Genomic DNA, 21,919 nt, shown 5'->3' with positions numbered 1-21,919 from the left:
CTACTATACCAAGAAAATAAGCCAACCGTCCTTTTAGATCGGTTAGCCATTTCATTAAAAATTTACTAATGCTGGTTTTATGCTTCCAGGAAGGATCATCCTCACCTCAGTCCCAACCCCCGGCTGACTCTTGTAGGAAACTTTTCCGTTCATGGTTTCGATAATTCTTAAAGAAACGGACGTACCAAGCCCTGTACCTTTATCTTTCGTCGTATAAAATAAAGTTCCAATCCGTGATAATTGCTCAGATGTCATCCCTTTTCCAGTATCAACAATTTGGATGGACGTTTGATTATGGTCTGACTTGTTATGTATGGTTACTTTTCCACCTTCAGGGGTAGCTTCAATTGCATTTTTAATAAGATTAACCAATGCTTGTTTTAATTGATTGCGATCGGTGACGAGGACGAATCCAGTTGAGTCCAATTCGCTTTCAATTTCTACCCCTTGCTTGGCAGCCAGTGGATCCAAAAGCATGACCACTTCTGTTAATACTTCTTTCAACGGAAATTCTTCTATTTTTTCAAATTTAGGCTTTGCAAAATTTAAATAGTCATTAATAATGGATTCTGCCCGACCTAATTCGCTTAAGACGAGGGATAAATAGTCGTAATTTTTCCCTTTTTCTTCTTGTTGCATTAATTGGAGGAATCCCTTTACCACTGTTAATGGATTGCGAACCTCATGGGCAATGGATGCAGCAAGTTCCCCGAGGGTATTCAACTTTTCGCTTCGTTGAATCTCTTTCTTCATTCGATTTCGTTCAATAATTCCCTCAGCAAGCTTTGCTTCTAAGGCAATGGCCATGGTTTGGATGAGAGCAACAAGCAAGAGATCAGGAATATTAAAATCGAGCTTAAAGAAATTTCCTTCTAAATATCGGAAGGCGGTTAATGAAAAATAGCAAAGAAGCAACGACCAAATCCCAATTAAAGTTGTGAGCAGGACTCTTTTTCCCGGCTTAAACGTCCAAATCTTTTTCATGAATAGAAATGGGAGAAGCGCCGTGAAAAACGTATTGATTATACCAAAAACCACCGTGTCCCCACCCATTATGAGACGTGCTCCAAGAATGGTCATTAAAACCATCCCGCCCGAAACTGGACCGGCATATAAAAAGGCAAGGACCAGTGGAACATAACGGAGGTCCCAATGAAACCCATAGTTCGAATAGGAAAAAATCATACACGCTAATGAAGCTATACTTTGTAGAATGCCGCATAGTAATGGAGAATTAACTTTATGTTTGCCTTCAATCATTATGCTATAAAGAAGGATAGGTGCTAAAGTAATTAATACATTCAAAAGAAGTTTTTCTGCCAACATCGTTATTCCCCCAGAACAATACATCTATATTCCTAAAAATACGACAAAAAACGCCATTTCCCTTTAAAACTCGCAAATTTTTTTAAAAATCCCCGCTATACAATAGCAGGGATTTCTACCTATTTTAACTATCTAGTTTTTCCCGTAAAACTCCCGTAATAAATATAACAGTTTCGGTCTTCGTCTATTTCTCTGGAATCAAGAGTGAATTCTAGCCATTTCCCCTCACGTTGAATGTAAATAATATCGGAGTGCAAAATAGGAAGTACTTCTTCATGATTCCAAACTTCTTTTTGTTCAACTAAAACAGACCCGTTTCTTTGAAGTTCTCTCACCTCAAAACCAATATGTGAATAGTTTATCTCTGTTACTTCCGTGTAGGAATTTTCCTTTTTTACATAGAGGACCGTTGTACCATCAGGATCGATAGCTGTGGCCGTTACCAGATACGTTTCGCCATCTTTTACAAAGTATTCACACGACATTCTGGCTACGGTCTCACTAACCGTTAGGTCTTGATAATTCCAAAGGGCAGGGAACTTTTGATATTCGTCATCCATTCGATATTCCAACCTCAAGTTTCATCCCTCTTTCTTTTTCTTTTGGGTGTGTTAATGGTTATTCTTGATATTTAGCAATGTTAGTTGGAGCGGAGAGCGAAGCGCCTGCGTAAATCAACATGCAAGTTTAACACAGCCTATCTTTTCATTTTACCATTGTTTTCCTAGGGTTTACTTTTATAATTAAGTTATCAAATAAAAAGGAGCGTGAAACTTTGAAGAAAACCCAATGGTTAGTGACTGGTGTGATTACTTCCCTTCTTGCCGGCACCCTTTCTGGCTGTTCAAACGATCGTCCGCCAAAACCAGACGACAGCAGCTGCCGAGACTGGGACTGGGACGATGATCAAGGAGTCTGGCAATGTGATGATACCCACTCGTCTCATTATGGTCATTATTTTTATGGGGGAAGTTATTATCGAAATAAATCATCACTCTTGAAATCTTCGGCTTATAAGTCATACAAATCCTCATCGAGTTTTAAAAGTGGATTCGGCAGTGGCTCTAAAGGTGGATTTGGAGGTTAAATATGTCGCAATATGCATCGAAGCGAAAAAAGTTTTATTCCCAATTCCCAAGCTTTTGGTCTGATTTATACGAAAGTGAGTACAGCCTTTATCACATTTATTCTATTTCTGAACAAACCTCCAAGCTTTTACATGAAGCAACAGAACGAATGGGCACTGTCTTCTTTAAAACAGCCAATCTACTACGGAGTCTAACAGATGAGCAACTGTTTGAATTGGGGTATCCACCGGAAAGTTTCCCATTTTTAAGGTTAAAAACTCTCTATCCTGAAACTATTATCGGCCGGTTTGATTTTGTGTTGACCAAAGATGGCTTCAAATTGCTGGAATTCAACAGTGATACACCTACTTTTATTGTAGAATGTTTCCAGATGAACGGGCAGGTTTGCAAGGAGTTTGGATACTTGGATCCAAATGAAGGCGGGGAACGCCTACTTGCTTCCGGCATTACACGGGCTGTTATTGAAGCATCGAAAGGCAAACAAGAGCCTAATATTGTGTTTACAGCCCACTCCGACCATAGTGAGGACTGGTATACCATCCAATATTTAAGCAAACTGTGTCAGGTTACCAATCGGATTGTGCCTTTGTCAGCGCTGCGATTAATAGACGGTATCCTTGTCGATGATGAAGGTTTTCCAATTGATGTATTGTACCGCCAAACCTATCCACTGGAACACCTGGTTTGTGATCGGGATCCACTAACAGGAGAAACCGTCGGAATCGATTTATTACAGCTTGTAAAGGCAGGCAAACTGTCTATATTAAATCCTGTCTCTGCCTTTTTGCTGCAGCCAAAGTCCATCCAATGCTTAATATGGGGGTTAGCAGAACAGGGTGTCTATTTTACAAATGAAGAGCAGGCATGGATTAAAGAATATATGCTTCCCACATACCTTGAAGCAGAGGAATTTTCAGGGCAGTGCGCCTATGTTCAAAAACCATCTTTCGGACGAGAAGGAGACACGGTGACGATTTGGGATCAAGACGCGCAGGTTACTGAACAAAATTCCTTTCAAACCTATAAAGAAGAAGTATCAGTCTTTCAACAGCATGTCACTCTCCCTACGGTTTCATTGGAAACTGAAAAGGGGATTGAGGAACTTTCATTCGTATTCGGAGCTTTTCTTATTGCTGGTAAAGCGAGTTGTATCGGTATTCGCGCGGGCGGAAAGATTACCGGAAACGAGTCTTACTTTTTACCAGTAGGTATTCAAAAATTAGGGGGAATGTAAATGACGAATTTCTTATTATATTTAGTTGTGTCACTTGGTCTTTTATTTGTTGGACTGGTTCTTATGGAAGTTACCACCAAGGTCAAGGAGTTTTCCTTAATGGCAAAAGGAAATAAGGCCGCGAGTTATGTCCTAGGCGGCAGACTACTTGGACTGGCGATTGTCTTGTATTCTACCGCTGCTAATTCTATTTCTCTTATGGATATGGTCATTTGGGGAGCAATCGGAATTGTAGCCCAGATTGTGGTGTTTTATCTGGCTGAGTGGCTTACACCTCGATTTAACGTCAGTCAAAGTATAGAGGAGGATAACCAGGCAGTCGGTCTTTTCCTCATGCTGCTATCCGTTTCCATCGGCATTGTCATTGCGGGCTGCTTGACCTATTAAAGAAACGCATCTCAAGGATGCGTTTTTTTATAAGGTTTGATATGTATGCTTGTCACAGATTACCAATAAACGGGCCTCTTTTGGAATGGGTTCATTCCATTTTTTCAATATATTTAGGTCACTCCGGTCGGCAATGAGTTGGGCTCCATTTTGCTTGAGATACTCGTAAGCATCACCGTATGTCTTCCAGTCAGACCTTACTTCAACTTCCCATAAATCACTTCCCTCGTCTCCATCCTTACGGCTTAATAATTGCGTAAACAAATGGCTGGCTCCGTTTGTCTGGGCAGATTTTGCCATCAAGTTGGATACCGATTCATGGGAAAGGATAAATTCATCAATTTTGACATGTTTGAAATTACCGACATGCTTTTCATTTAAAATTTCTGCAATAGTGTAAATATTTTTTTCCGTTCCTTCATCATAGCGCTCGATGGAGGAAGCTGTTAACAGTGTTTTTCCATCTGCTAAATCGGCGTTGTCAATCCCATCTGGCGCAAACAGTAAAACGGCTTTTGATTTCTCAATTTTTGCTTTTTTCAATGTTTCTTCATCGGTCGGACTCCCCTGGATATATAAAAATCGTTCATGTTCATAAGGTGAAGTCGTTAATTCGTCAATTAAGACGACTTCTGCCTTTTCGTCCCCAATAAACAGCTCTTTTATTGTGCTTTTACTTTTGGCAGTCCAGCCGATCACGACATAATGACTTTCTCCTTTAAACGTCATTCTACCTTCCTCCTTCATCCGTTTGTATCGTGACACGGCATCGACAATCATCCCAATTACCGTCCCAAAAAGTCCAATTCCCGCTGTATAGACGATAACCATCGCCCAAATTCTTCCTAATTGTGTCGTAGGGTATACATCCCCGTAGCCGACTGTGGTCATCGTTGTGAGAATCCACCAAACAGCATGGAAAGTAGTTTCAAATGTCTTCGGTTCTAGCATTTTCATAACTTCGGCATTTATAAAAATATACATGGCCGTGAATAACAGTACCGTCCGATACCGATACTTTGCCGCGGTTAGAAACAACCTTCGAAAAAGCAGCATTGATATTACCTCCTTTATGCACAGCTATGTCCTGATAAAAAGGATTACTCTTCACTGTTATCCAATCATTAGTTGTTTCGAGCTGACCATAATTAATTCCGCCAAACCAAGTCCATCGTAATTTGCATAAACAAAGCTCTCCATTCTTACACTCCCGTTCTAATGGTTAATAGAAATATATTTCTGCTATATCTTTGCTTATTCCTTTAAAAGAAAATAGTTTTATTATTTATGTTGACATTTTTAGTTAGGTCCTGTAATATAAGTATTTGTGCTTCACATTTATGTAACTTGTAATTCATTAGATAACGCAAAGTAAGAATTCATTCTGGCATTCTGCTTATGTTTTAAAATAAAAACTTATTCACACTGGATCGGCTTCGGAGCCGTTAGGATGTAAGAGAGGTAGGGCTTACGTCGTTTAGGTATAAAACCTTCAGGTGGAAGAATAACCGCGGCAAACTTGTTTTTATAAACAATGATTATTATATAAGTTTTTACTTGCGATAGCTGACAAGATACACAGCAACCAATCACAAGTTACGATAAGAATTCTTTAAAGAATTAAGCAAAGAAGGCAGAGGGATCTTTTATTCCTCTGCCTTCGCCCATTTTAGAACCTATGATAAAAGGCCTGATTCCAGATCAGGCCTTTTTGTTTTGTTCTTATTTTTTGATAACAATCGCTTGTTTACCCATTTGCTCCCAAGCCTTAATAAAACTTGCACGGTTTAATTTCTGATTTTTTTCCCCATAAGGATTATTAATATAGATATACTTTTCATCGTACCCTGTAATGACAACACTATGTTCACTAAAGGTAATATCGATTTTCCCCTGCGGTGTATTCCACGTTTGAAAAACAGAGACAGGTGCAAAGCTCGATGTCGTAATAATCCAAACAGGCAGCCCTTGGCCTACTTCCTCTAATATTTCATCAAACGAATGATTGGTTAAATTAACAGCTCGATCACCAACGTATTTTTGCGCAACCTCAAAAACGGGACCATTATAAACTCCTAACCCTGGTCCGTGTTCCATATCACCAACAAATCCGGCATTGGGATTACCTTTTTTCCCATCACTATAGGTTAACGGAACGGTTTTCACCTTTTTTGCTAGCTCATTCTTTGTCACCTTTACACCGTGATAATTTAGTATCATCGCTAGGCTTGTTATTTCACAGCCGTTATAAAGAATGGGTGCGTCCATTTGATTGATTAACGGCACATCTAGCTTTATGCTTTCAGGTAATTTCGGAGCCTCTTTTGAAAAAAGTGCCAAGGTCCGGGTTTTTAATGAAGCAGCTTCAGTGACTTGAGCGGTTGCCAGACGGTTAAACCTTACCTCAAAAATCGTTTTAGCACTAATACCTATTATGAAGACAACGATAATAGCAATGAATATTTTTTTCATAAATAATTGTACCATTCCTCGTGTTAGACTTTGCTGATAATTCTAGTAATATACCACTATCTTACCTTACTAAAATAGATCAATGCAATAAAGGAAAACATTTTCCAATTCATGATACCATTTAAATCTTAATTTATTCTTAATAAAAGACTCTGTTAAACTTGCCTGTTGATTGAAACGAAAGAAGCTTCGCTTTCCGCGGACGATCCGGGGAGTCTTCGCGCCTGGAACGTAGATCAACAGGGTGTCAAAATCAACAATAGGCTTTAACATAGCCTAATAAAAATCCCCTTTAGATTTTACTAAAAGGGAATGTGATTAGGTTCGCAACCTATGTTGTATAATTTTTTTAGTTATCTGGTTGATTACTTCAGAGAAAACTAACCCGAAGGCGATCGACCCTGCGAGCATGAAAACTTTTGCAGCTAATGTAATCGCTGAATAATAATCGTTCTCAACAAAATTCCGCATCGCATCATAGGCGAGACCTCCTGGTACGAGCGGAATAATTCCGGCTACACTAAAAATGATGACTGGCGTTTTATAAAACTTTGCTAATTCCTGACTAAGGACAGCTATAAAAATAGTGGCAGCCAATGTTGCTAAGATGGCGTTATTTGAGTAGGCTTCAAGCTGAAAATAAATTAACCAGCCGCCCATTCCAATCAGTCCGCACTTTACTAAGGATTCTTTCGGTGCATTAAAAAGAATTCCAAAGGCGCCTGTTGCAATAAAACTTGTTAGTGCCTGTGCAAGAACAGCCATGGTAAATACACCTCACCTTCACAAAAAAGATAATACGACGGCAATCCCTGCTCCAATCGCGAACGCGGTCAGAAATGCCTCAGCACCCTTAGATAACCCCGAAACTAGATGACCCGCCATTAAATCTCTGATTGCATTGGTCACTAATAGACCTGGAACTAACGACATCACGGAGCCAATGATGATTTTATCTAATTGATGCCCGACTCCTATTTGGACAAACAAAAAAGAAAGTAATCCAATTACAAAAGAAGCTAAAAACTCAGAGAAGAACTTGATGGGGACAAAGCGATGAAAATAGACAAAGCTAAGATAACCCATTCCTCCGGAAATCATCGCTGGTAAAAAATCATTCCAACCGCCCTCAAACATGATCATAAAACAACCGCTTGCTAATGAGGCCGCGGCCACTTGAATCCTAAATGGAAATGTTACATTTCGGGCATCAATTTCCTTTAGATGCTCCAAGGCTTCTTTCAGATTAATTTCACCACTGCTAATTCTTCTTGAAATACTATTTACCATAGAGACTTTTTTCAAGTCTGTTGAACGCTCTGAGATACGAATAAGCTTGGTCTTCGTTGGTTCTGTCCCTTCCGCAGAAAATATGATTCCAGTAGGGGTTACATAACTATGCGTTTTTTCTATCCCAAAGGCAGCGGCCATCCGCATCATAGTATCTTCCACACGATAGGTCTCACCCCCGCTTTGGAGCATGATTTTCCCTGCAAGCAAACAGACCTCCATAATTTCATATGTTTGTTCTACTTGATTCTCCATTCATTTCACCACACACAATTCTACATTTGTTACTTAGTTTAAATGAAAATAAGTGTTTAATCAAAGTTAACTACGCCAGTCAATTTTGCAATGAAGAAGTAAATAATACAATATTTGATAAATGTGATAAATGTTATCACATTTCTCTATACAGTCAGCGTTTATTCATTATATAATATTATATAACGACTTATTGTTTTGAAAGGAATTTTACCCATGAAATTAAACAACTCCATTTCAACACCATTATATGACCAGTTAAAACAAATTTTGAAGGAAGCCATTGATCAAGAGGTATATAAATCAGGCGAAAGACTGCCCAATGAGTCCGAATTATGTGATTTATATGGTGTCAGCAGAATAACCGTTAGAAGAGCGATTCAGGATTTAGCCGATGAGGGCTTTTTAGAGCGAAAGCAAGGTAAGGGAACTTATGTTACGAGAACCAAAATCACACGAGAATTGGTTTCAATTGATGGATTCACAGACTTCAGTAAGCAAATAGGAAAAAATCCATCCAAGCGAATTCTTGCCTGTGAAGAAATGAAAGCTACTCCAGAAATTGCTGAGGCTCTGAAAATCGCCATTGATTCCCCTGTCTTAAAGTTGGTCCGAATCATGTCGATTGATCAACAGCCATTTGTACTAGATATAGCCCATTACTCCTTAGAACGCTTTCCCAATTTAATGACACACTTCACCGAACATGAATCAACATATGAAGTTTTGAAAAATATATACCAAATCAATATAAAATCTGGTTCCAGCAAAAAAATTATTACAGTCCTACCTGCTTCCGTATTTGAGGCAGAATATTTGGATTGTGAAATCGGGGAAACATTATTCAATATTGATAAGACTGTTTTCGATGAAACAGGAGCCCCGATTCATATTTCAAATTTCAAGACCCAAACAAAATTGATAGCACTCACAATAACTACCTAAAATTAAAAGGAATGATGAGGCTTCAACTAAAGCCCCATCATTCCTTTTTCAGTTTAAAAAGTTAACTGTTTTCCATGCCCGAATGCTCCATTCACTTCACAAGTTCTTGCAGCAATTTGTGCACCAGCTTTCAATGATTCTTCAATGGACCCCCCATTAAAGTGATTGGTTAAAAAACCAGCGATGAAAGAGTCCCCCGCACCTAGTGTATCAATTACATTTGCTTCTTCAATTCCCTGTTTGTATCGTTTGTTATTATGTGACATAACTACTCCCATTGAACCTCTAGTGATCACGATAAACGGGGTTCCCAGTCCATGTATTTTAAGAAATAGCTCTTCTAGTTCAACTTCTGTAAATTCACTTCCTGAAATAAAAGCAAATTGGATATGAGGACAAACCTTTTCTAAAAGTTCACCTGAAAAATGGTTAGAGAAATCATAAGAAACGGGCACGAATTGCTTAAGCTTTGGTAATTCTTCATCTAAATGACTATAAATACTTGTATGTACCACATCATACGATTTAATATATTCATAGTCATCCACTGCTAGATTAAGCTTTAGTTTAGCTTGAACTCCGCCTTTGTTTGATTTAACAAAGACTCGGTCTCCGTCCACATTTAGGTCAACATAAGCCTTACCACTTTCGCCAACCACTCTTCTAACATGACTAGTATCTACTAAGTTCTTGCTTAAAGAATCTAGAATATGGTCCCCTTCAACATCCGTTCCAACAATCCCTAAAAAGGCAGCGGACTCTGCTCCACTTTGTTTGGCTAAAACGGCAACATTTAAAGCATTCCCACCAGGAAACATTTCGTTACGATCCTGGTAAATGTCAACAACACTATCGCCTATTCCAATAATTCTCATAAATCCCCACTCCTCCTTATCCTTTCACACTACCTGATGATAAGCCACGAATAAAATACTTCTGCATGAACATAAATAAGAGAATAATTGGCAAAGCAGAAATCATTAAGCCTGCCATGAGTACTCCCCAATTGGTTTGAAGCGCATCCCGAAATTGCATTAAGCCTGCAGGAATAGTTTTCAGCGCATCAGAATCCACAAAGATTAAAGCAAACATAAACTCATTCCAGGTGTAATAAGCAGTAAGCACAACCGCCGTAAGTAGAATTGGCTTATTTAACGGAACAAAGATTTTTGTAAAAATGGTCCACGTATTACAACCGTCCAGAAAGGCAGATTCCTCTAGTTCCTTTGGTACCTCAAGAAAAGCAGCTCTGATCAGGAGGATTGTGATGGGAATTCGGTAGGCTACATATGGAAAAATCATCGCAAAATACGTATCATGAATTCCTAATAATTGAATGAGCTTATATAGCGGTACAAGGCTGACTTGTGGGGAAAGCATCATACCTCCCATACAGAAAACTAACAGTATGTTCTTCCCTTTAAAGTCAAACCTAGATAAACTGTAGGCTCCAAGAGCACTTATTAATACTGTTATGAAGCAGGTAGTAGCTGTAACAATTAAGCTATTAACAAAATATCCAGAAATCCCTGTGTTCCAAGCCTCTGTATAATTGGTAAATAACCACTCCTTTGGTAATGCCCAGCTGCTGGAGAAGATCTCTGGAGTGGACTTAAATGAGTTAATTACCATCCAAAAAAGCGGATAAGCAATAACTACAAAATAGAGGATTAGGATTGTAAAGATTGGCAGTCCTTTAACAACAGTCTTTTGCTTCCTATATTTCGATGTAATTGGAATCGAATGATGGTAGTCCATTACTTTGCTTGTCTCCACTCTAAACATCCTTTCCTGTTTTAAATACTTTCAATTGGACCAAGGAAACAATTAAGGTAATAATTAAAATCACAGTAGCCACAGCAGAGGCATAGCCCATTTGGTCTTTCCCGAAAGCTGAATGGTAGAGTAGTGTTCCTAAAACTTCACTAGAATTACCAGGTCCACCGCCCGTCAAAATATACGGTTCATTAAAGACAGTAAAAGCACCGGTTAAGGTAATAAGTGTCGTCACGAAGAACATCTCTTTAACTTGTGGAACGGTAATTGAAAAGAATTTACGTATTTTCCCTGCCCCATCAATCTCAGCAGCCTCGTACAATTCTTGGGGGATATTTTGAATCGCAACAATAAATAACATCATAATGTAACCAATACTTTGCCACTGAGAGACAGCAATAACAGCGAAAATAGCTGTTTCAGATTCTCCTAGCCAAGCCCTGGTTAAATTTTCAAGCCCTAACATTTTTAATAGCCCATTTAAAATTCCGATATCCGGGTTATAAACAAACGTAAATAGTAAAGCGATAACTGTCATCGAGATAACAACTGGAAGGAAAAACACTGTTCTGAACAATCCACTAACGAGTCGAATAAGTTTATCTTCAAGGATAGCCGCTAATATAAGTCCGCCAAAAACCTGAAAAACAATCGAGATCACCGCATACCAGAGATTATTTTTTAAAGCTATATAAAAAACTTCATCTTTAAAAAGATTCAAGAAATTTTCGAAGCCAACAAATGTTTTTTCTACTGAAAAGGCAGAAAAGTCATAGAAACTATAAAAAAAGTTTTCAACAATTGGATAGTAAACAAAAAGGGCCAAAAAGATTAGGCAAGGTGCAATATATAGGTATGGTAACCACTTGTTTGTATTTTGCATAATAACTCCCCTTTTTTAAAAGGCGTAACTTTGGAAAAAAGGTGGTCAACTTGCAACCACCTTTCTGGTTTCCTATTTCTTAGCAGACGCCTTTACTTCTTTTGCTGCTGCTCTGACATCTTCCATTACATCTTCCGGACTTTTCTTATCGTCCAACATAAGCTGTGTTCCATTTAAATATGCATCGACAATTTTAATATCTACGGCAGTATCAAACCATAGGTAGGTCTGCTCCGCATTAACAATTAAATTGATCGCATCCTGTTGAAGCTTCGATGCATTCGCTTCTGTTGTTGTCCCTTTAACTGCACTGTATTCACTTACTTCTGTTAATTGTTCTGTTCCTTTTTCCTTTGAAGTTAAGAATTTAACAAATTCCATCGCTTCTTTTGGATGTTTCGTTTTAGAAGAAATCATGATTCCTTCAGGTGCTGCCGTGATGGAGTTAGCATTCCCCTCGCCGCCTTCCACCCCTGGTACATTAAAGACACCTAAATCTTCTTTTAACGATGGTTCAATAAGCCCAATTTCCGCAAGCTGGAAGAAACCAATTGCTGCTTTACCACTGTTAAACAACTCCCGTGAATATTCATGATCCACAGAGTTTACGCCTTTATTAAAGTAAGGCTTAAGCTCCATGAATTTTTCTAAAGCCTTAACGTAACCTGGGTGTGAGTAATCACCAGGATTATTAGGATCATAATCTTTATTCAGAACATCCTGTGGAACCATCAATTGATTCAGTGTTCCAATATAATGGGAGATGGTCCATGGTGCTTTACTTCCAAAAGTGATTGGAGTAAGTCCAGCGTCCTTTACCTTTTTAGAGATCGCAATTAGTTCGGACCAAGTTTTCGGAACTTCGAGATTTAAATCTTTGAAAATTTTCTTATTATAAAAGAATGCCTTACCGTCAGTGGACCATGGAATTCCGTAAATTTTACTATCTAATGTGAAGGCGTTAAATTGGGATGCAATGATTTGATCCGACCACGCTTTATCTTCATTAACATAATTAGTTAAATCAAGTGATTGTCCCTGACGTGCGAAGTTATAAGCAAATTCTCCGCTCCAAGAAAAGAATACATCTGGAGGGGTGCTTGATCCTAAGACAACGCGAATTTTTTCTTTATAAGAGTCGTTTAGGACGGCCTCTGTTTTAATTTTGATATTTGGATGAGCTTTTTCAAACTCTTTTACTGCCTTTTCAAAGTATTGCTTTTTAGGTTGATTCGGCCAGCGATGGAAGAATTTGAGTTCAACGACATCTTTTCCGTTCGTTGAACTGGAACTCTTTGAACATCCAGCAAACAAGGATAGAAAAAGGATAGAAATAATACTTAAAATCAATAACTTCTTCATTAAGCTTCCCCTCCAGAAAGGAATCCGTTTCTATGATTAAAGCAGTCTATTTGTTATTTCATCTTGGTTTAGTACTCAACTTTCCACATATATCTTCTTTTTGATAGCGGATGATTTCGTGCTTCTGCCAGCTGATCGGCATATTTTCTTAATACGTAATTTAAGACTAGAGGAGCGATGTAACCTTGTACTTCTTCCGCTACCCCAGTGAAATCAAAGTCTTTTGCATCAAGGACAATTAATTTCTTGCCATAACGCTTAGAGAATTCTAGTGCTCTTTCTTCTAATGGTCTGGTTTCATCTAAGCCTAGCAAAATAATAAATGGTGTTTCTTGATCAATAATTTCAAAAGGACCATGGAAGTATTCTCCTGCATGGATGGCATGGGAATGAACCCACTGCATTTCCATAAGGATACAAATTGCATAGGAGTAAGCGACCCCATAGTTTACTCCGCTTGCCATTGTATAAATTATTTTTTCATCTTTATAATCTTGTCCAAATGCTTCTGCTTTTGATTGATAGAGTGCTGCTGCTTTTTCATAAACATTCTGTAAATTCTCAAGACTTTCTTCTACTATACTAGCTTTTTCGTTATTTTCAACAACTTTTAGTACACCAAAAACTAGTTGATATAAAACAGAATAATTAGTTGTGAAAGCATTCGCTCCTTCACCCCATTGATACTTCAATACGACATCAGAAGCTTGTGCCAATGGTGATCCTTCCACATTTGTTAAAGAGACAGCCAATGCCCCTTTTGATCTAGCAAATTTTGCTGCTTCCACTGTTTCAGGTGTTGTCCCTGAATGGGAGCAGAGGATGACAAGGGAATTGCTTCCAAGTTTTGCATGATTTCGGTGGATAAATTCATTTGCACTATACAGGTGGGAATCAAGAACTTTTGCTTCACGATCAATTACATACTTGCTTGGATACATAATGGCAGAAGACCCTCCACATGCTACAAAGAATACATTTGAAATATTTCTTTTTTCTACTTCTGCTAATGCTTGTTGAACTTGATTTTTAACGTCAACTACTAATTCAGTCGTCATTTTTGTTGCCTCCCTGATAAAATATTTTAGTGAATGAACACCAATTACCGTTTCGAACAACATACAACTTTATATAACGTTATATGTTGTTATACATAAATTACTATATTTCTGAATTCTAGTCAATTGAATTTTCAGAAAAATGAAACGACATTTCTCGACACAAAACAACACCTCCCTAATGGAAGGTGTTTTAAAATTAGTAGATTGGAGTCAAATAACCACTTATTGATCCCAAATTTTCATTAAAACTAGATTAATAACGGTGATTAGCCCATAAATAAAGGCCAGCGCTTGTTCTTCTAAACTTAATAATGCAATGACAGGTAACCCAAAAACGACAATCTCTAAAAGAAGAAAAGGGAATCCGCTTAACAGATATGTCGCTTTCGGAGCTCCAAATAATCCCCAGATTACGGCTATTAGTAATGGCAGCCCGATTCCAACAATGAACTTTAATATGGTTCCCTGCGAAAATTTGAATCCCCAATACCCTAAGATTATTAGGACAAAGATTTCTAATAGAAATCTTACGCCAATATTAATTAATTTTAAACCTTCCATTACATCTCCCCCTTTTTTTGAATCGGTCACTCCATGACTGATCTCTCCTCTTCTTGCTGAATTCGGTCACTTAGACGCCCCTACGCGGCCCTTCTCTCTTCTGCTTCCTAAGCTAGGTCGCTTAGAGGGTCTTTCATCCTAGTAGATATTCAATCAACAGCAGGAGTATTCACAAAAGATTTAGCTGACTTCTTCTTTCTCTTCCAGAAAATAATACCTGTTAAACTACAAAGAAGAACAAACGGAATACTCGCGTTATACAAATCTGCAAAACTTAAGGAGATTGTTTTTAAGCCGTAGTCCGCTATCTGATTGCCATAAGTCTTAACCATCTTGCCTTTTAGAGCAATGTCCTGGTCAACCTGTTGTTCAATGGTTTCTGTAATCTGTTCTTTTCTCAATGATCTCTGTTTTTCAGGTATAGCGGCAAGTGCCCTTTGAACATTCCTGTCGATGATTTGTTGACGTTCAGTGCTTGTAATCAAGGTCGGACTTGCTTTAACTTCTTGTTTTTGTGCGTTGATAGATTTTTTCGTTTCGCTTAAAATCTTCTCTTTTGCCGTTTGTGGTAGATCGAGTTTTTCAAGCTTGTTAGCTGCAAAATGGACGACATCCTGTTTTTTTGCCTGTATGTTATTGGTTAGTCCCGAAACAAAAATGGCAACTGCCAATACTACACCCACTTGTCTTAGCATCGAAAAGACACTCTGGGAAGCAGTTAGCATTTCCCCCTCAAATGAAGAAGTGCTGGCAATCGTAGCAGAGGAGATAACAAAACTAAAACCCACGCCTAAAAGACTGCAGAGCAAAATTATTTCTTTGGATGAGCTATTGAGATTTAAATTGTGTAATAGATAGTAGGCGACTCCCATAATTCCAAACCCAAGAATGACGGGAATTGTATAGCCGATCTTTTTTGTCAGTAAACCGGCGATTTGAGAAAATACAAAGATGGCAGCTGATGCAGGAGTTATGAGTAGGGCGGCTTGAAGCTCTGTCTTATGCTGAAAGTTTGTTAGAAACTGAGGTAATAGGACCATTACGCCGATGAGGAAGATAAAGCCTGTTGTCACTGTGATAACCGAGCCTGTAAACAAGCGGTCTTTAAACAGATTTAGATTAACCATCGGGGCTTTCGACTTTTTCTCAACCACTATGAAAAGTCCTAAAGAAACGATGGTGATGAGATAACAGACAATTGCTTGCGAACTTTCCCAGCCCCACGAATTTCCTTTGATTAAAACGAGATTCAAAGGGAAAATCGCTGTTACAGAGAAGATCAACCCCAACCAATCTATTTTTGACGATACACGACTTTCTTTCTTAATGGTAAGGATAAGGAAAGCACCGATTATGGCTAGGAAGCAGATAGGAACATTGACATAAAAAACCCAATGCCAGCTTAGCTTTTCAGTAATGAAACCGCCAACTGTCGGCCCTAAGGCTGTGGCTAATCCTTGTGTTGCACCTAGTAAAGTTAATGGGAGTATGCGTTTTTCAATCGGCATGGCAGCAATTCCAATTACCATGCTGCAGGGAATTAAAATCGCTGCACCAAAGCTTTGAATAAACCGTGCTGCAATTAAGAAATTGCCATTGTCTGCTAATCCGCACAAAGCCGATCCCATGCCAAAAACAAACAACCCGAAAATATAGAATTTATTTCTCCCGAACATTTCCGCAAACCTTGCCATGGGTATCGCTAAAACTGCTATTGTCATCGTATATACATTTAGCATCCACGAGCTCGTTTCTAAAGAAGTATTTAAATCATCCTGAATAGCCGGGAGTGTGATATTCATTATCGTTGAATCAAGCATACAAACAAATATCCCTAAGCACATGAGCAAAACTACTGTCATTCCACCTGTTCTCTTCATTTTATTACTCCCCTTGTTGTTGATTTATTTTTTTTAATTCTTCGTCCACCATTCCTAGGATCATTTCTGCTTGTCGGATTCCAAACTCAAGGGTAAATCGTTTATGATGTTCCATATCTGAACCGAATAGCTCCGCAATTCTTGTTAAATTGTCGAACATGGCCTGACTCTTGTCACGTTCTCCCTCTAACCACTCAATGATCTTTTCTTTCGTGGTGAATCGTCCAAAAAAGATACGGATAAGAACATCTGACCTTGTAATCGTCGGATTAATTGGGCTGGTTAAGTAATGCTGGAATTGTTCTTTTCCACTTTCGGTAATGACAAATAAATTCTTGTTCGGCTTTCCGTCTTGCTGAATGACCTGTTTTTCAACGAGCCCTTCTTTTTCCATTTTCCTTAATGCCGGATAAATGGCACCAAAGGAAGCATCGAAGAAGTAAGAGACGGAGTTCTCCATCATCTGTTTGATATCATAACCACTCATTGGTTCCTCATATAAAAAACCTAAGATTACGTCTTGTATATTCATTTTGTGTTCACCTCATATTATTTATGTTTATATTATCATTGTTAATATAATTATTCTCAATATAAAAATTGGATAATTTTTCACATTTTCATACCCAACTTTTTTTAATTTTGAATGCAGGATGATTTATCTGCCGCTTTTTGAGGAATTATCTGCCGCCTTTGAGGAATTATCTGCCGCTTTCGGATTTTATCGGCCTCTTTCGGCAAGTTATCGGCCACTTTTCCAAGTTTATCTGCCAGTTACCTTTTTAGCTAACCGTTTCCCCTTAAATACAAAAAGCCAGGGCTTTTCCCCTGGCTCATAGAATATTACTCCCCAATATTGTTTTCAAACCATTCCTGCAACTCTTTTAAAGAGGTAAAACTAAAAATCTCCTCACCGTTCTGACCATTATCAAAACCAGTGTTTCCCCTTAAGGTGATTTGCCCTTCATTATCAGAAATTAGAATGGCATAGGGATGATCAACATTTATGTACCTTGAATCCAAATCGTTATCTATCCATTTTTTACTTCTCAGAAATGCTTCATAATGTTCCATTATGTTCCCTCCTGTCAATAAATAGTGTTCCTCATAATTTAATAATATTTGTAAATTTATCATTATAATTTGTAGCTATGTCAGCAAAGTTTGTAAATAATGCCTTAAAATTTGTAGATAACTCAGCAATAAGTTGATAAACACGCATGGATTATTGGTATTTAGCTGTTTTTCAGAAGGAAAAAACCTATCCACAAAATATGGATAGGTTTATTTTTGCTTATAATACGTTATGGCTAAGGCAAAGGCTAAAACGGTGCCTTTGACAATGTCCATCGCATAATATGGGACCGACATCATTACAAGTCCGTTTTGCAGAATCCCAATCAGGACGGCCCCAATGAATGTTCCAAATGCATTTGCCTTTCCTGCTCCAAGGACCGAAAAACCAATAAACGCAGCGGCAACTGAATCCATTAAGTAAGGCGCACCAGAATTGATTTCCGAAGTTAACACCCTTGAGGCCAGCACGATTCCACCAATGGAAGCAAACAATGCTGAAAGCAGATACGCAGCCACTTTATATTTATTGACCGGAATCCCTGATAGTCTTGCTGCTTCTTTGTTTCCACCAATCACGTACATATAACGGCCATGCTTTGTATAATTCAAAAAGATATGCACGAGAACTACCGTCACTGCCATAATAATGATAATCCAGGGCACTTCGCCAATTTTTGCAAAAAATGAACTGATTAGGCCTGTTGCCATAGAGCCATCAGGCATTACCATATTTTGCGAAACGGTTGCCCCTTTTGTATAGGTCAATGCCGTCCCTTGAATAATAAACATCGTTGCCAATGTCATCAGCATATCAGGAATTCTTAATTTCACTATCATAAATGAGTTTAATGCACCGACAACTAATGATGCAGCAATCGCAGAAATGATCGCTACCAGTGTATTTTGGGAAAACCAAACGAACATTGAAATGACAATCGCGTTTGATAAGGATGCGACTGACCCTACTGATAAATCAAAGCCATCCACGGACAAAGATATCGTAATCCCGATGGCAATGATCGTTACAATCGAGATAGAACGTAAGATATTAATGATATTGCTGCCCTGAATGAAGGTCGGATTGGCTGCCGAAAAGATAAGAATAAGTGCCACAATCGTAATAATCGTCCCGTATTTATATAAAAAGTGGAATAACTCAAAGACTTTTTTTTCTGGGGCCTCCTGCTTCTTTGCTGTGATATTTACCTCCATTTTTACCTGCCCCCTGTTGAATAATATAATAGTTCTTCTTCGTTTGTCAGTTTTGTTTCAACTTCCTTAACAGACTTACCATCATATAAAACATAAACGCGATCGGTAATTCCGATAATCTCTGAAAGCTCCGAAGAAGCATAAATAATTGCTTTCCCCCGTTTTGCCAGTTCCGCGATTAATTCAAAGATATCCTTTTTAGCTCCAACATCGACGCCTTTGGTTGGTTCATCAAAAATATAAACATCCGCTTCAGCTACGAGCCATTTTCCGATTGCCACCTTTTGCTGATTTCCTCCGGAAAGATTCTGAACCTTTGTTTCTTCTGAAGGTGTTTTAATCCCGAGGCGGCGGACCAACTGCTTGGCGGTCTCTTTTTCTTTTTTTCGATCCAAAAAGCTAAACACCTTTGCAAAATCCCCTAAATTGGCTGCAGTTAAGTTGGATTCAACCGATTCCAAAACGAGGATTCCTTCCTTTCTCCGTTCTTCCGGAACTAAGGCAATTCCGTTCTTGACCGCGTCATAGGGAGTCCTTAATTTTAACATGTTCCCATGAAGAATAACCTCTCCCGCCGTTACTTTCTCTGCGCCAAATAACGCTTTACACAGTTCTGTTTTTCCAGCACCAACAAGCCCTGCAATTCCAATAATTTCTCCCGCCCTAACATAAATATGTAAATCCTTAATTTTCCCTCGATCCGATAGACCTTTTACATCTAGGACCGTAGTTCCAATCGAAGCGTTTTTAGCAGGGAACTGTTCTTCCAATTTTTGACCCAGCATATATTCAACCACTTTGTCAGTCGATGTATCGATAACCTTCTTTTTTGCAACAATTTCACCGTTTCTCATTATGGTAACTTCATCACAGACGTCAAAAATCTCTGGCAAGCGGTGGGAAATAAAAATAACCCCGACATTTTTCTCTTTTAAATCACGAACAATGCGAAATAATTCACTGGTTTCGGTATGACTCAACGGGGCAGTCGGCTCATCTAAAATAAGAAACTTACATTGATTAGACACTGCTCGAGCGATTAAAATCATTTGTTTTTCTGCTAATGTTAACTCACTGATAAGCTTTTTTGTTGAAAGCGTAATGTTCATAGCCGCTAATATTTCCTCTGCACGCTGATGAAGGTTCTTCCAATTTATCCATTGCTTTTTCCCCATATTATGGACAGTATCTAGAAGCAAAATATTTTCAGCAACTGTTAAATAAGGAATAAGCGCTGTATCTACCTCTTGATAGACGATTTGAATTCCTGCGTCCTGTGCCAGTTTCGGAGATCGAATCTTCAGTTCCTGCTCATCAAGCTTAATTTCACCGGTATAGTGGTCATAGGCACCGGAGAGAACCTTCATTAAGGTTGATTTTCCAGCCCCATTTGCGCCAATCAAAGCCTGAATTTCCCCCGTTTTCATTGAAAAATCAACTTGATTCAGTGCCTTCACACCTGGAAATTCTATCGAGATATTCTTCATCTCCAATGTTGAACTCATTTAACATCCACCTCCGTAAGCAAACACTCTCTTAATCTAATGAAAAAGAGAGTGCCTAGTTGATTATCGACTATTATTGATAATGCTTCTTTAACGTCTTAATCCAATCTTCTTCAAATGCAGCCGATTGGCCCCAGCCTGGGATAATTTTTGCAAGATTAACCATATTTACAGGGTCTTTTGATTTCTGAAGATTCTCCTGTGAAACAAGTGAAGCTTCTAAATCAAAGGTCTTCGGTGTTTCTTCACCCGCAAGTTTTTTCGCAAGGATTCTCATATCAACAGCACCGATAAGTTTAGGATCAACAGCGGCTGTATATTTCCAAGCACTTCCTTTTCTTTGAATTTCTTGTAAATCTGCATTAGAAACATCAATACCATAAATTTTCACTTCTTCACGGCCTGCTTCTTTTAAAGCACGTGCAGCACCGATGGCAAAAGCATCCCAGGTTGCAAAAATCGCATCCAGTTTGCCTTTTGGATATTTATTTAACATGGCTGCTACTGCATTTTGCGTTTGTACACTTGTATCTGCAGCAGCTACACCAAAACGTTCCACTTCTTTAATTCCAGGATTATTGGCAAGCACATCTTGATAAACTTTGTTACGTCTAACCATTGGAGGGAAACCGTCTACCCAAAGGTAAGCAATATTCGCTTTCCCCTTTGTTTCTTTTACAAGTTGATCAAGTGCTAGTGTCGCTAAGGCTTCATCATCCTGAGATGTAAGTGTTACTCCGTCAACAGTTGCTAAATTTGCATTGGAATCGAATGTAACAACACTTTTTCCCTTTTCAGTAATTTTCTTCACATCATTTACGGTCGCATCGTCATCCCCATGGGAAATGATAAATCCATCATAATCTTGGTCTAATGCTTGATTAATGGCATCATGGAATTTAGCCGTATCACCATTTGCTGTAAACACGTCTACTTTAAAGCCTAGTACTTCTCCTTCTTCTTTTGCCCCACTTAGGAATTGAGCCGTGTGATCGTCACCGCCGATTTTACGGATAACCTTAATTTTCAATTGGTCTCCGTTCGTAAATTTTTCTGGTACCCCTTCAAGGGTAACCTTTTTACCGCTTGCTTGTTTGGTTTCTCCCCCAGAAGCACAGCCAGTAAGTAAAAGTGTTGCTGCTAATGCTGATACAAACGTACTTTTAAAGATATTTCTTTTCATTTTTAAAGCTCCCCCTTTTTATCCTTATCAATATCAGGTTATCCCTATTGGAAAAGTTGGTTTTTAATAAAATAAAAAAACCTCTCCAGAAAAGAGAGGTTTCATCACAAAAATTAAAGGACTACTCCTCTCTTATCTTTCAAAACAAAAATTGTTTTGCAGGATTTAGCACCAATTCCAAAAAGGAACGGTTGCTGGGCGTCATCGGGCCAGTCCCTCTGCCACTCTTGATAAGAGAACGTATTATTCAGTTAAAGTAATAAATTTGATTTTAGTCTCCCATTAACAAGTTGTCAATAGTGTTTTGAATATTTCTAATAGAGCTATTATTCCCAATCCGTAAAGACCTTGGAATAATAGTAAAAGCATTTCCGAACTTTATAGGTAGGATATCCCTTTAAAGTTGTCAGAAATTTCGGTAT

Annotated in this window: 22 protein-coding genes and 1 riboswitch; of the genes, 4 read left to right on the top strand and 18 right to left on the bottom strand. The window is 38.5% G+C overall.

Translation table 11 applies throughout. The annotated features are described in order from the left end of the window. Positions 1-54 precede the first annotated feature (54 nt). Together KW850_RS13655 and KW850_RS13650 are read right to left on the bottom strand one after the other, a co-directional pair. Positions 55-1,326 carry an ATP-binding protein gene (locus KW850_RS13655; RefSeq protein ID WP_218348130.1) on the bottom strand — a complete coding sequence of 424 codons (1,272 nt, stop codon included), beginning with the start codon at positions 1,324-1,326 and terminating at the stop codon, positions 55-57. A 128-nt stretch (positions 1,327-1,454) separates the two neighbouring features. Next, on the bottom strand, positions 1,455-1,904 hold the full coding sequence (locus KW850_RS13650) for a hypothetical protein (RefSeq protein ID WP_218348129.1): 450 nt from the start codon (positions 1,902-1,904) through the stop codon (positions 1,455-1,457). 197 nt (positions 1,905-2,101) lie between these two features. Between KW850_RS13650 and KW850_RS13645 the strand changes: the two genes are divergently transcribed. Genes KW850_RS13645 through KW850_RS13635 form a run of 3 tightly spaced genes read left to right on the top strand, consistent with a single transcriptional unit; the run spans position 2,102 to position 4,035 of the window. After that, positions 2,102-2,413, top strand: a complete 312-nt coding sequence (locus KW850_RS13645; protein ID WP_218348128.1) for a hypothetical protein — start codon at positions 2,102-2,104, stop codon at positions 2,411-2,413. 2 nt (positions 2,414-2,415) lie between these two features. Further along, complete coding sequence (locus KW850_RS13640; RefSeq protein ID WP_218348127.1) at positions 2,416-3,648, top strand: glutathionylspermidine synthase family protein; 1,233 nt, start codon at positions 2,416-2,418, stop codon at positions 3,646-3,648. Then, entirely contained in the window at positions 3,649-4,035 is a 387-nt protein-coding gene (locus KW850_RS13635; RefSeq protein ID WP_218348126.1) for a DUF350 domain-containing protein, read from the top strand. Between the two features lie 27 nt (positions 4,036-4,062). Here KW850_RS13635 and KW850_RS13630 read toward each other — a convergent pair whose 3' ends face one another. The 4 genes from KW850_RS13630 to KW850_RS13615 form a co-directional block, all read right to left on the bottom strand. Continuing rightward, positions 4,063-5,091, bottom strand: coding sequence for a potassium channel family protein (locus tag KW850_RS13630; protein WP_218348125.1), 1,029 nt, complete (start codon positions 5,089-5,091; stop codon positions 4,063-4,065). A 666-nt stretch (positions 5,092-5,757) separates the two neighbouring features. After that, on the bottom strand, positions 5,758-6,507 hold the full coding sequence (locus KW850_RS13625) for a C39 family peptidase (RefSeq protein ID WP_218348124.1): 750 nt from the start codon (positions 6,505-6,507) through the stop codon (positions 5,758-5,760). Positions 6,508-6,825: 318 nt separating this feature from the next. Beyond that, positions 6,826-7,272: a threonine/serine exporter family protein gene (locus KW850_RS13620; protein ID WP_218348123.1), complete on the bottom strand. Its 447-nt coding sequence runs from the start codon at positions 7,270-7,272 to the stop codon at positions 6,826-6,828. Between the two features lie 18 nt (positions 7,273-7,290). Next, positions 7,291-8,052, bottom strand: a complete 762-nt coding sequence (locus KW850_RS13615; RefSeq protein ID WP_218348122.1) for a threonine/serine exporter family protein — start codon at positions 8,050-8,052, stop codon at positions 7,291-7,293. A gap of 216 nt (positions 8,053-8,268) precedes the next feature. Between KW850_RS13615 and KW850_RS13610 the strand changes: the two genes are divergently transcribed. Continuing rightward, positions 8,269-8,997 (top strand): UTRA domain-containing protein, encoded by a 729-nt coding sequence (locus KW850_RS13610; RefSeq protein WP_218348121.1) that lies wholly within the window; start codon positions 8,269-8,271, stop codon positions 8,995-8,997. Positions 8,998-9,050: 53 nt separating this feature from the next. Here KW850_RS13610 and KW850_RS13605 read toward each other — a convergent pair whose 3' ends face one another. From KW850_RS13605 to KW850_RS13550, 12 genes are all read right to left on the bottom strand, one after another. After that, complete coding sequence (locus KW850_RS13605) at positions 9,051-9,872, bottom strand: PfkB family carbohydrate kinase (protein WP_218348120.1); 822 nt, start codon at positions 9,870-9,872, stop codon at positions 9,051-9,053. Between the two features lie 16 nt (positions 9,873-9,888). After that, positions 9,889-10,782, bottom strand: a complete 894-nt coding sequence (locus KW850_RS13600; RefSeq protein ID WP_374226330.1) for a carbohydrate ABC transporter permease — start codon at positions 10,780-10,782, stop codon at positions 9,889-9,891. After that, positions 10,775-11,656, bottom strand: coding sequence for a carbohydrate ABC transporter permease (locus KW850_RS13595; protein WP_218348119.1), 882 nt, complete (start codon positions 11,654-11,656; stop codon positions 10,775-10,777). The genes KW850_RS13600 and KW850_RS13595 overlap by 8 nt, the downstream gene beginning before the upstream one ends. 72 nt (positions 11,657-11,728) lie before the next feature. Then, a complete protein-coding gene (locus KW850_RS13590) occupies positions 11,729-13,018 on the bottom strand; it encodes an ABC transporter substrate-binding protein (RefSeq protein ID WP_218348118.1) in 1,290 nt (429 codons plus the stop codon). 68 nt (positions 13,019-13,086) lie between these two features. Further along, positions 13,087-14,076: an SIS domain-containing protein gene (locus KW850_RS13585; protein ID WP_218348117.1), complete on the bottom strand. Its 990-nt coding sequence runs from the start codon at positions 14,074-14,076 to the stop codon at positions 13,087-13,089. Positions 14,077-14,301: 225 nt separating this feature from the next. Next, entirely contained in the window at positions 14,302-14,640 is a 339-nt protein-coding gene (locus KW850_RS13580) for a YrdB family protein (protein WP_218348116.1), read from the bottom strand. A 149-nt stretch (positions 14,641-14,789) separates the two neighbouring features. After that, complete coding sequence (locus KW850_RS13575) at positions 14,790-16,520, bottom strand: MFS transporter (RefSeq protein WP_218348115.1); 1,731 nt, start codon at positions 16,518-16,520, stop codon at positions 14,790-14,792. A gap of 4 nt (positions 16,521-16,524) precedes the next feature. Further along, positions 16,525-17,052 (bottom strand): PadR family transcriptional regulator, encoded by a 528-nt coding sequence (locus KW850_RS13570; RefSeq protein WP_218348114.1) that lies wholly within the window; start codon positions 17,050-17,052, stop codon positions 16,525-16,527. A gap of 311 nt (positions 17,053-17,363) precedes the next feature. After that, the gene (locus KW850_RS13565) at positions 17,364-17,594 is read right to left on the bottom strand and encodes a hypothetical protein (RefSeq protein ID WP_218348113.1); all 231 of its coding nucleotides are present in this window, start codon (positions 17,592-17,594) and stop codon (positions 17,364-17,366) included. 210 nt (positions 17,595-17,804) lie between these two features. Further along, positions 17,805-18,809, bottom strand: coding sequence for an ABC transporter permease (locus KW850_RS13560; protein ID WP_218348112.1), 1,005 nt, complete (start codon positions 18,807-18,809; stop codon positions 17,805-17,807). Between the two features lie 2 nt (positions 18,810-18,811). Further along, complete coding sequence (locus tag KW850_RS13555; RefSeq protein WP_218348111.1) at positions 18,812-20,314, bottom strand: sugar ABC transporter ATP-binding protein; 1,503 nt, start codon at positions 20,312-20,314, stop codon at positions 18,812-18,814. A gap of 73 nt (positions 20,315-20,387) precedes the next feature. Further along, positions 20,388-21,497, bottom strand: a complete 1,110-nt coding sequence (locus tag KW850_RS13550; RefSeq protein WP_218348110.1) for a sugar ABC transporter substrate-binding protein — start codon at positions 21,495-21,497, stop codon at positions 20,388-20,390. Between the two features lie 129 nt (positions 21,498-21,626). After that, positions 21,627-21,734, bottom strand: a riboswitch (SAM riboswitch). Between the last annotated feature and the right edge of the window lie 185 nt (positions 21,735-21,919).

Source organism: Bacillus sp. sid0103 (assembly GCF_019219025.1).
Note: the sequence above shows the minus strand (reverse complement) of the source record. Positions and strands in the feature narration are given on the sequence as shown.

Excerpts from the sequence above, each read along its gene's own strand:
- KW850_RS13590 (WP_218348118.1), bottom strand. The coding sequence starts at position 13,018 with ATGAAGAAGTTATTGATTTTAAGTATTATTTCTATCCTTTTTCTATCC.
- KW850_RS13625 (WP_218348124.1), bottom strand. The coding sequence starts at position 6,507 with ATGAAAAAAATATTCATTGCTATTATCGTTGTCTTCATAATAGGTATT.
- KW850_RS13560 (WP_218348112.1), bottom strand. The coding sequence starts at position 18,809 with ATGGAGGTAAATATCACAGCAAAGAAGCAGGAGGCCCCAGAAAAAAAA.
- KW850_RS13640 (WP_218348127.1), top strand. The coding sequence starts at position 2,416 with ATGTCGCAATATGCATCGAAGCGAAAAAAGTTTTATTCCCAATTCCCA.
- KW850_RS13630 (WP_218348125.1), bottom strand. The coding sequence starts at position 5,091 with ATGCTGCTTTTTCGAAGGTTGTTTCTAACCGCGGCAAAGTATCGGTAT.
- KW850_RS13655 (WP_218348130.1), bottom strand. The coding sequence starts at position 1,326 with ATGTTGGCAGAAAAACTTCTTTTGAATGTATTAATTACTTTAGCACCT.
- KW850_RS13595 (WP_218348119.1), bottom strand. The coding sequence starts at position 11,656 with ATGCAAAATACAAACAAGTGGTTACCATACCTATATATTGCACCTTGC.
- KW850_RS13605 (WP_218348120.1), bottom strand. The coding sequence starts at position 9,872 with ATGAGAATTATTGGAATAGGCGATAGTGTTGTTGACATTTACCAGGAT.
- KW850_RS13610 (WP_218348121.1), top strand. The coding sequence starts at position 8,269 with ATGAAATTAAACAACTCCATTTCAACACCATTATATGACCAGTTAAAA.
- KW850_RS13635 (WP_218348126.1), top strand. The coding sequence starts at position 3,649 with ATGACGAATTTCTTATTATATTTAGTTGTGTCACTTGGTCTTTTATTT.
- KW850_RS13620 (WP_218348123.1), bottom strand. The coding sequence starts at position 7,272 with ATGGCTGTTCTTGCACAGGCACTAACAAGTTTTATTGCAACAGGCGCC.
- KW850_RS13585 (WP_218348117.1), bottom strand. The coding sequence starts at position 14,076 with ATGACGACTGAATTAGTAGTTGACGTTAAAAATCAAGTTCAACAAGCA.
- KW850_RS13615 (WP_218348122.1), bottom strand. The coding sequence starts at position 8,052 with ATGGAGAATCAAGTAGAACAAACATATGAAATTATGGAGGTCTGTTTG.
- KW850_RS13555 (WP_218348111.1), bottom strand. The coding sequence starts at position 20,314 with ATGAGTTCAACATTGGAGATGAAGAATATCTCGATAGAATTTCCAGGT.
- KW850_RS13550 (WP_218348110.1), bottom strand. The coding sequence starts at position 21,497 with ATGAAAAGAAATATCTTTAAAAGTACGTTTGTATCAGCATTAGCAGCA.
- KW850_RS13570 (WP_218348114.1), bottom strand. The coding sequence starts at position 17,052 with ATGAATATACAAGACGTAATCTTAGGTTTTTTATATGAGGAACCAATG.
- KW850_RS13580 (WP_218348116.1), bottom strand. The coding sequence starts at position 14,640 with ATGGAAGGTTTAAAATTAATTAATATTGGCGTAAGATTTCTATTAGAA.
- KW850_RS13600 (WP_374226330.1), bottom strand. The coding sequence starts at position 10,782 with ATGTTTAGAGTGGAGACAAGCAAAGTAATGGACTACCATCATTCGATT.
- KW850_RS13565 (WP_218348113.1), bottom strand. The coding sequence starts at position 17,594 with ATGGAACATTATGAAGCATTTCTGAGAAGTAAAAAATGGATAGATAAC.
- KW850_RS13575 (WP_218348115.1), bottom strand. The coding sequence starts at position 16,520 with ATGAAGAGAACAGGTGGAATGACAGTAGTTTTGCTCATGTGCTTAGGG.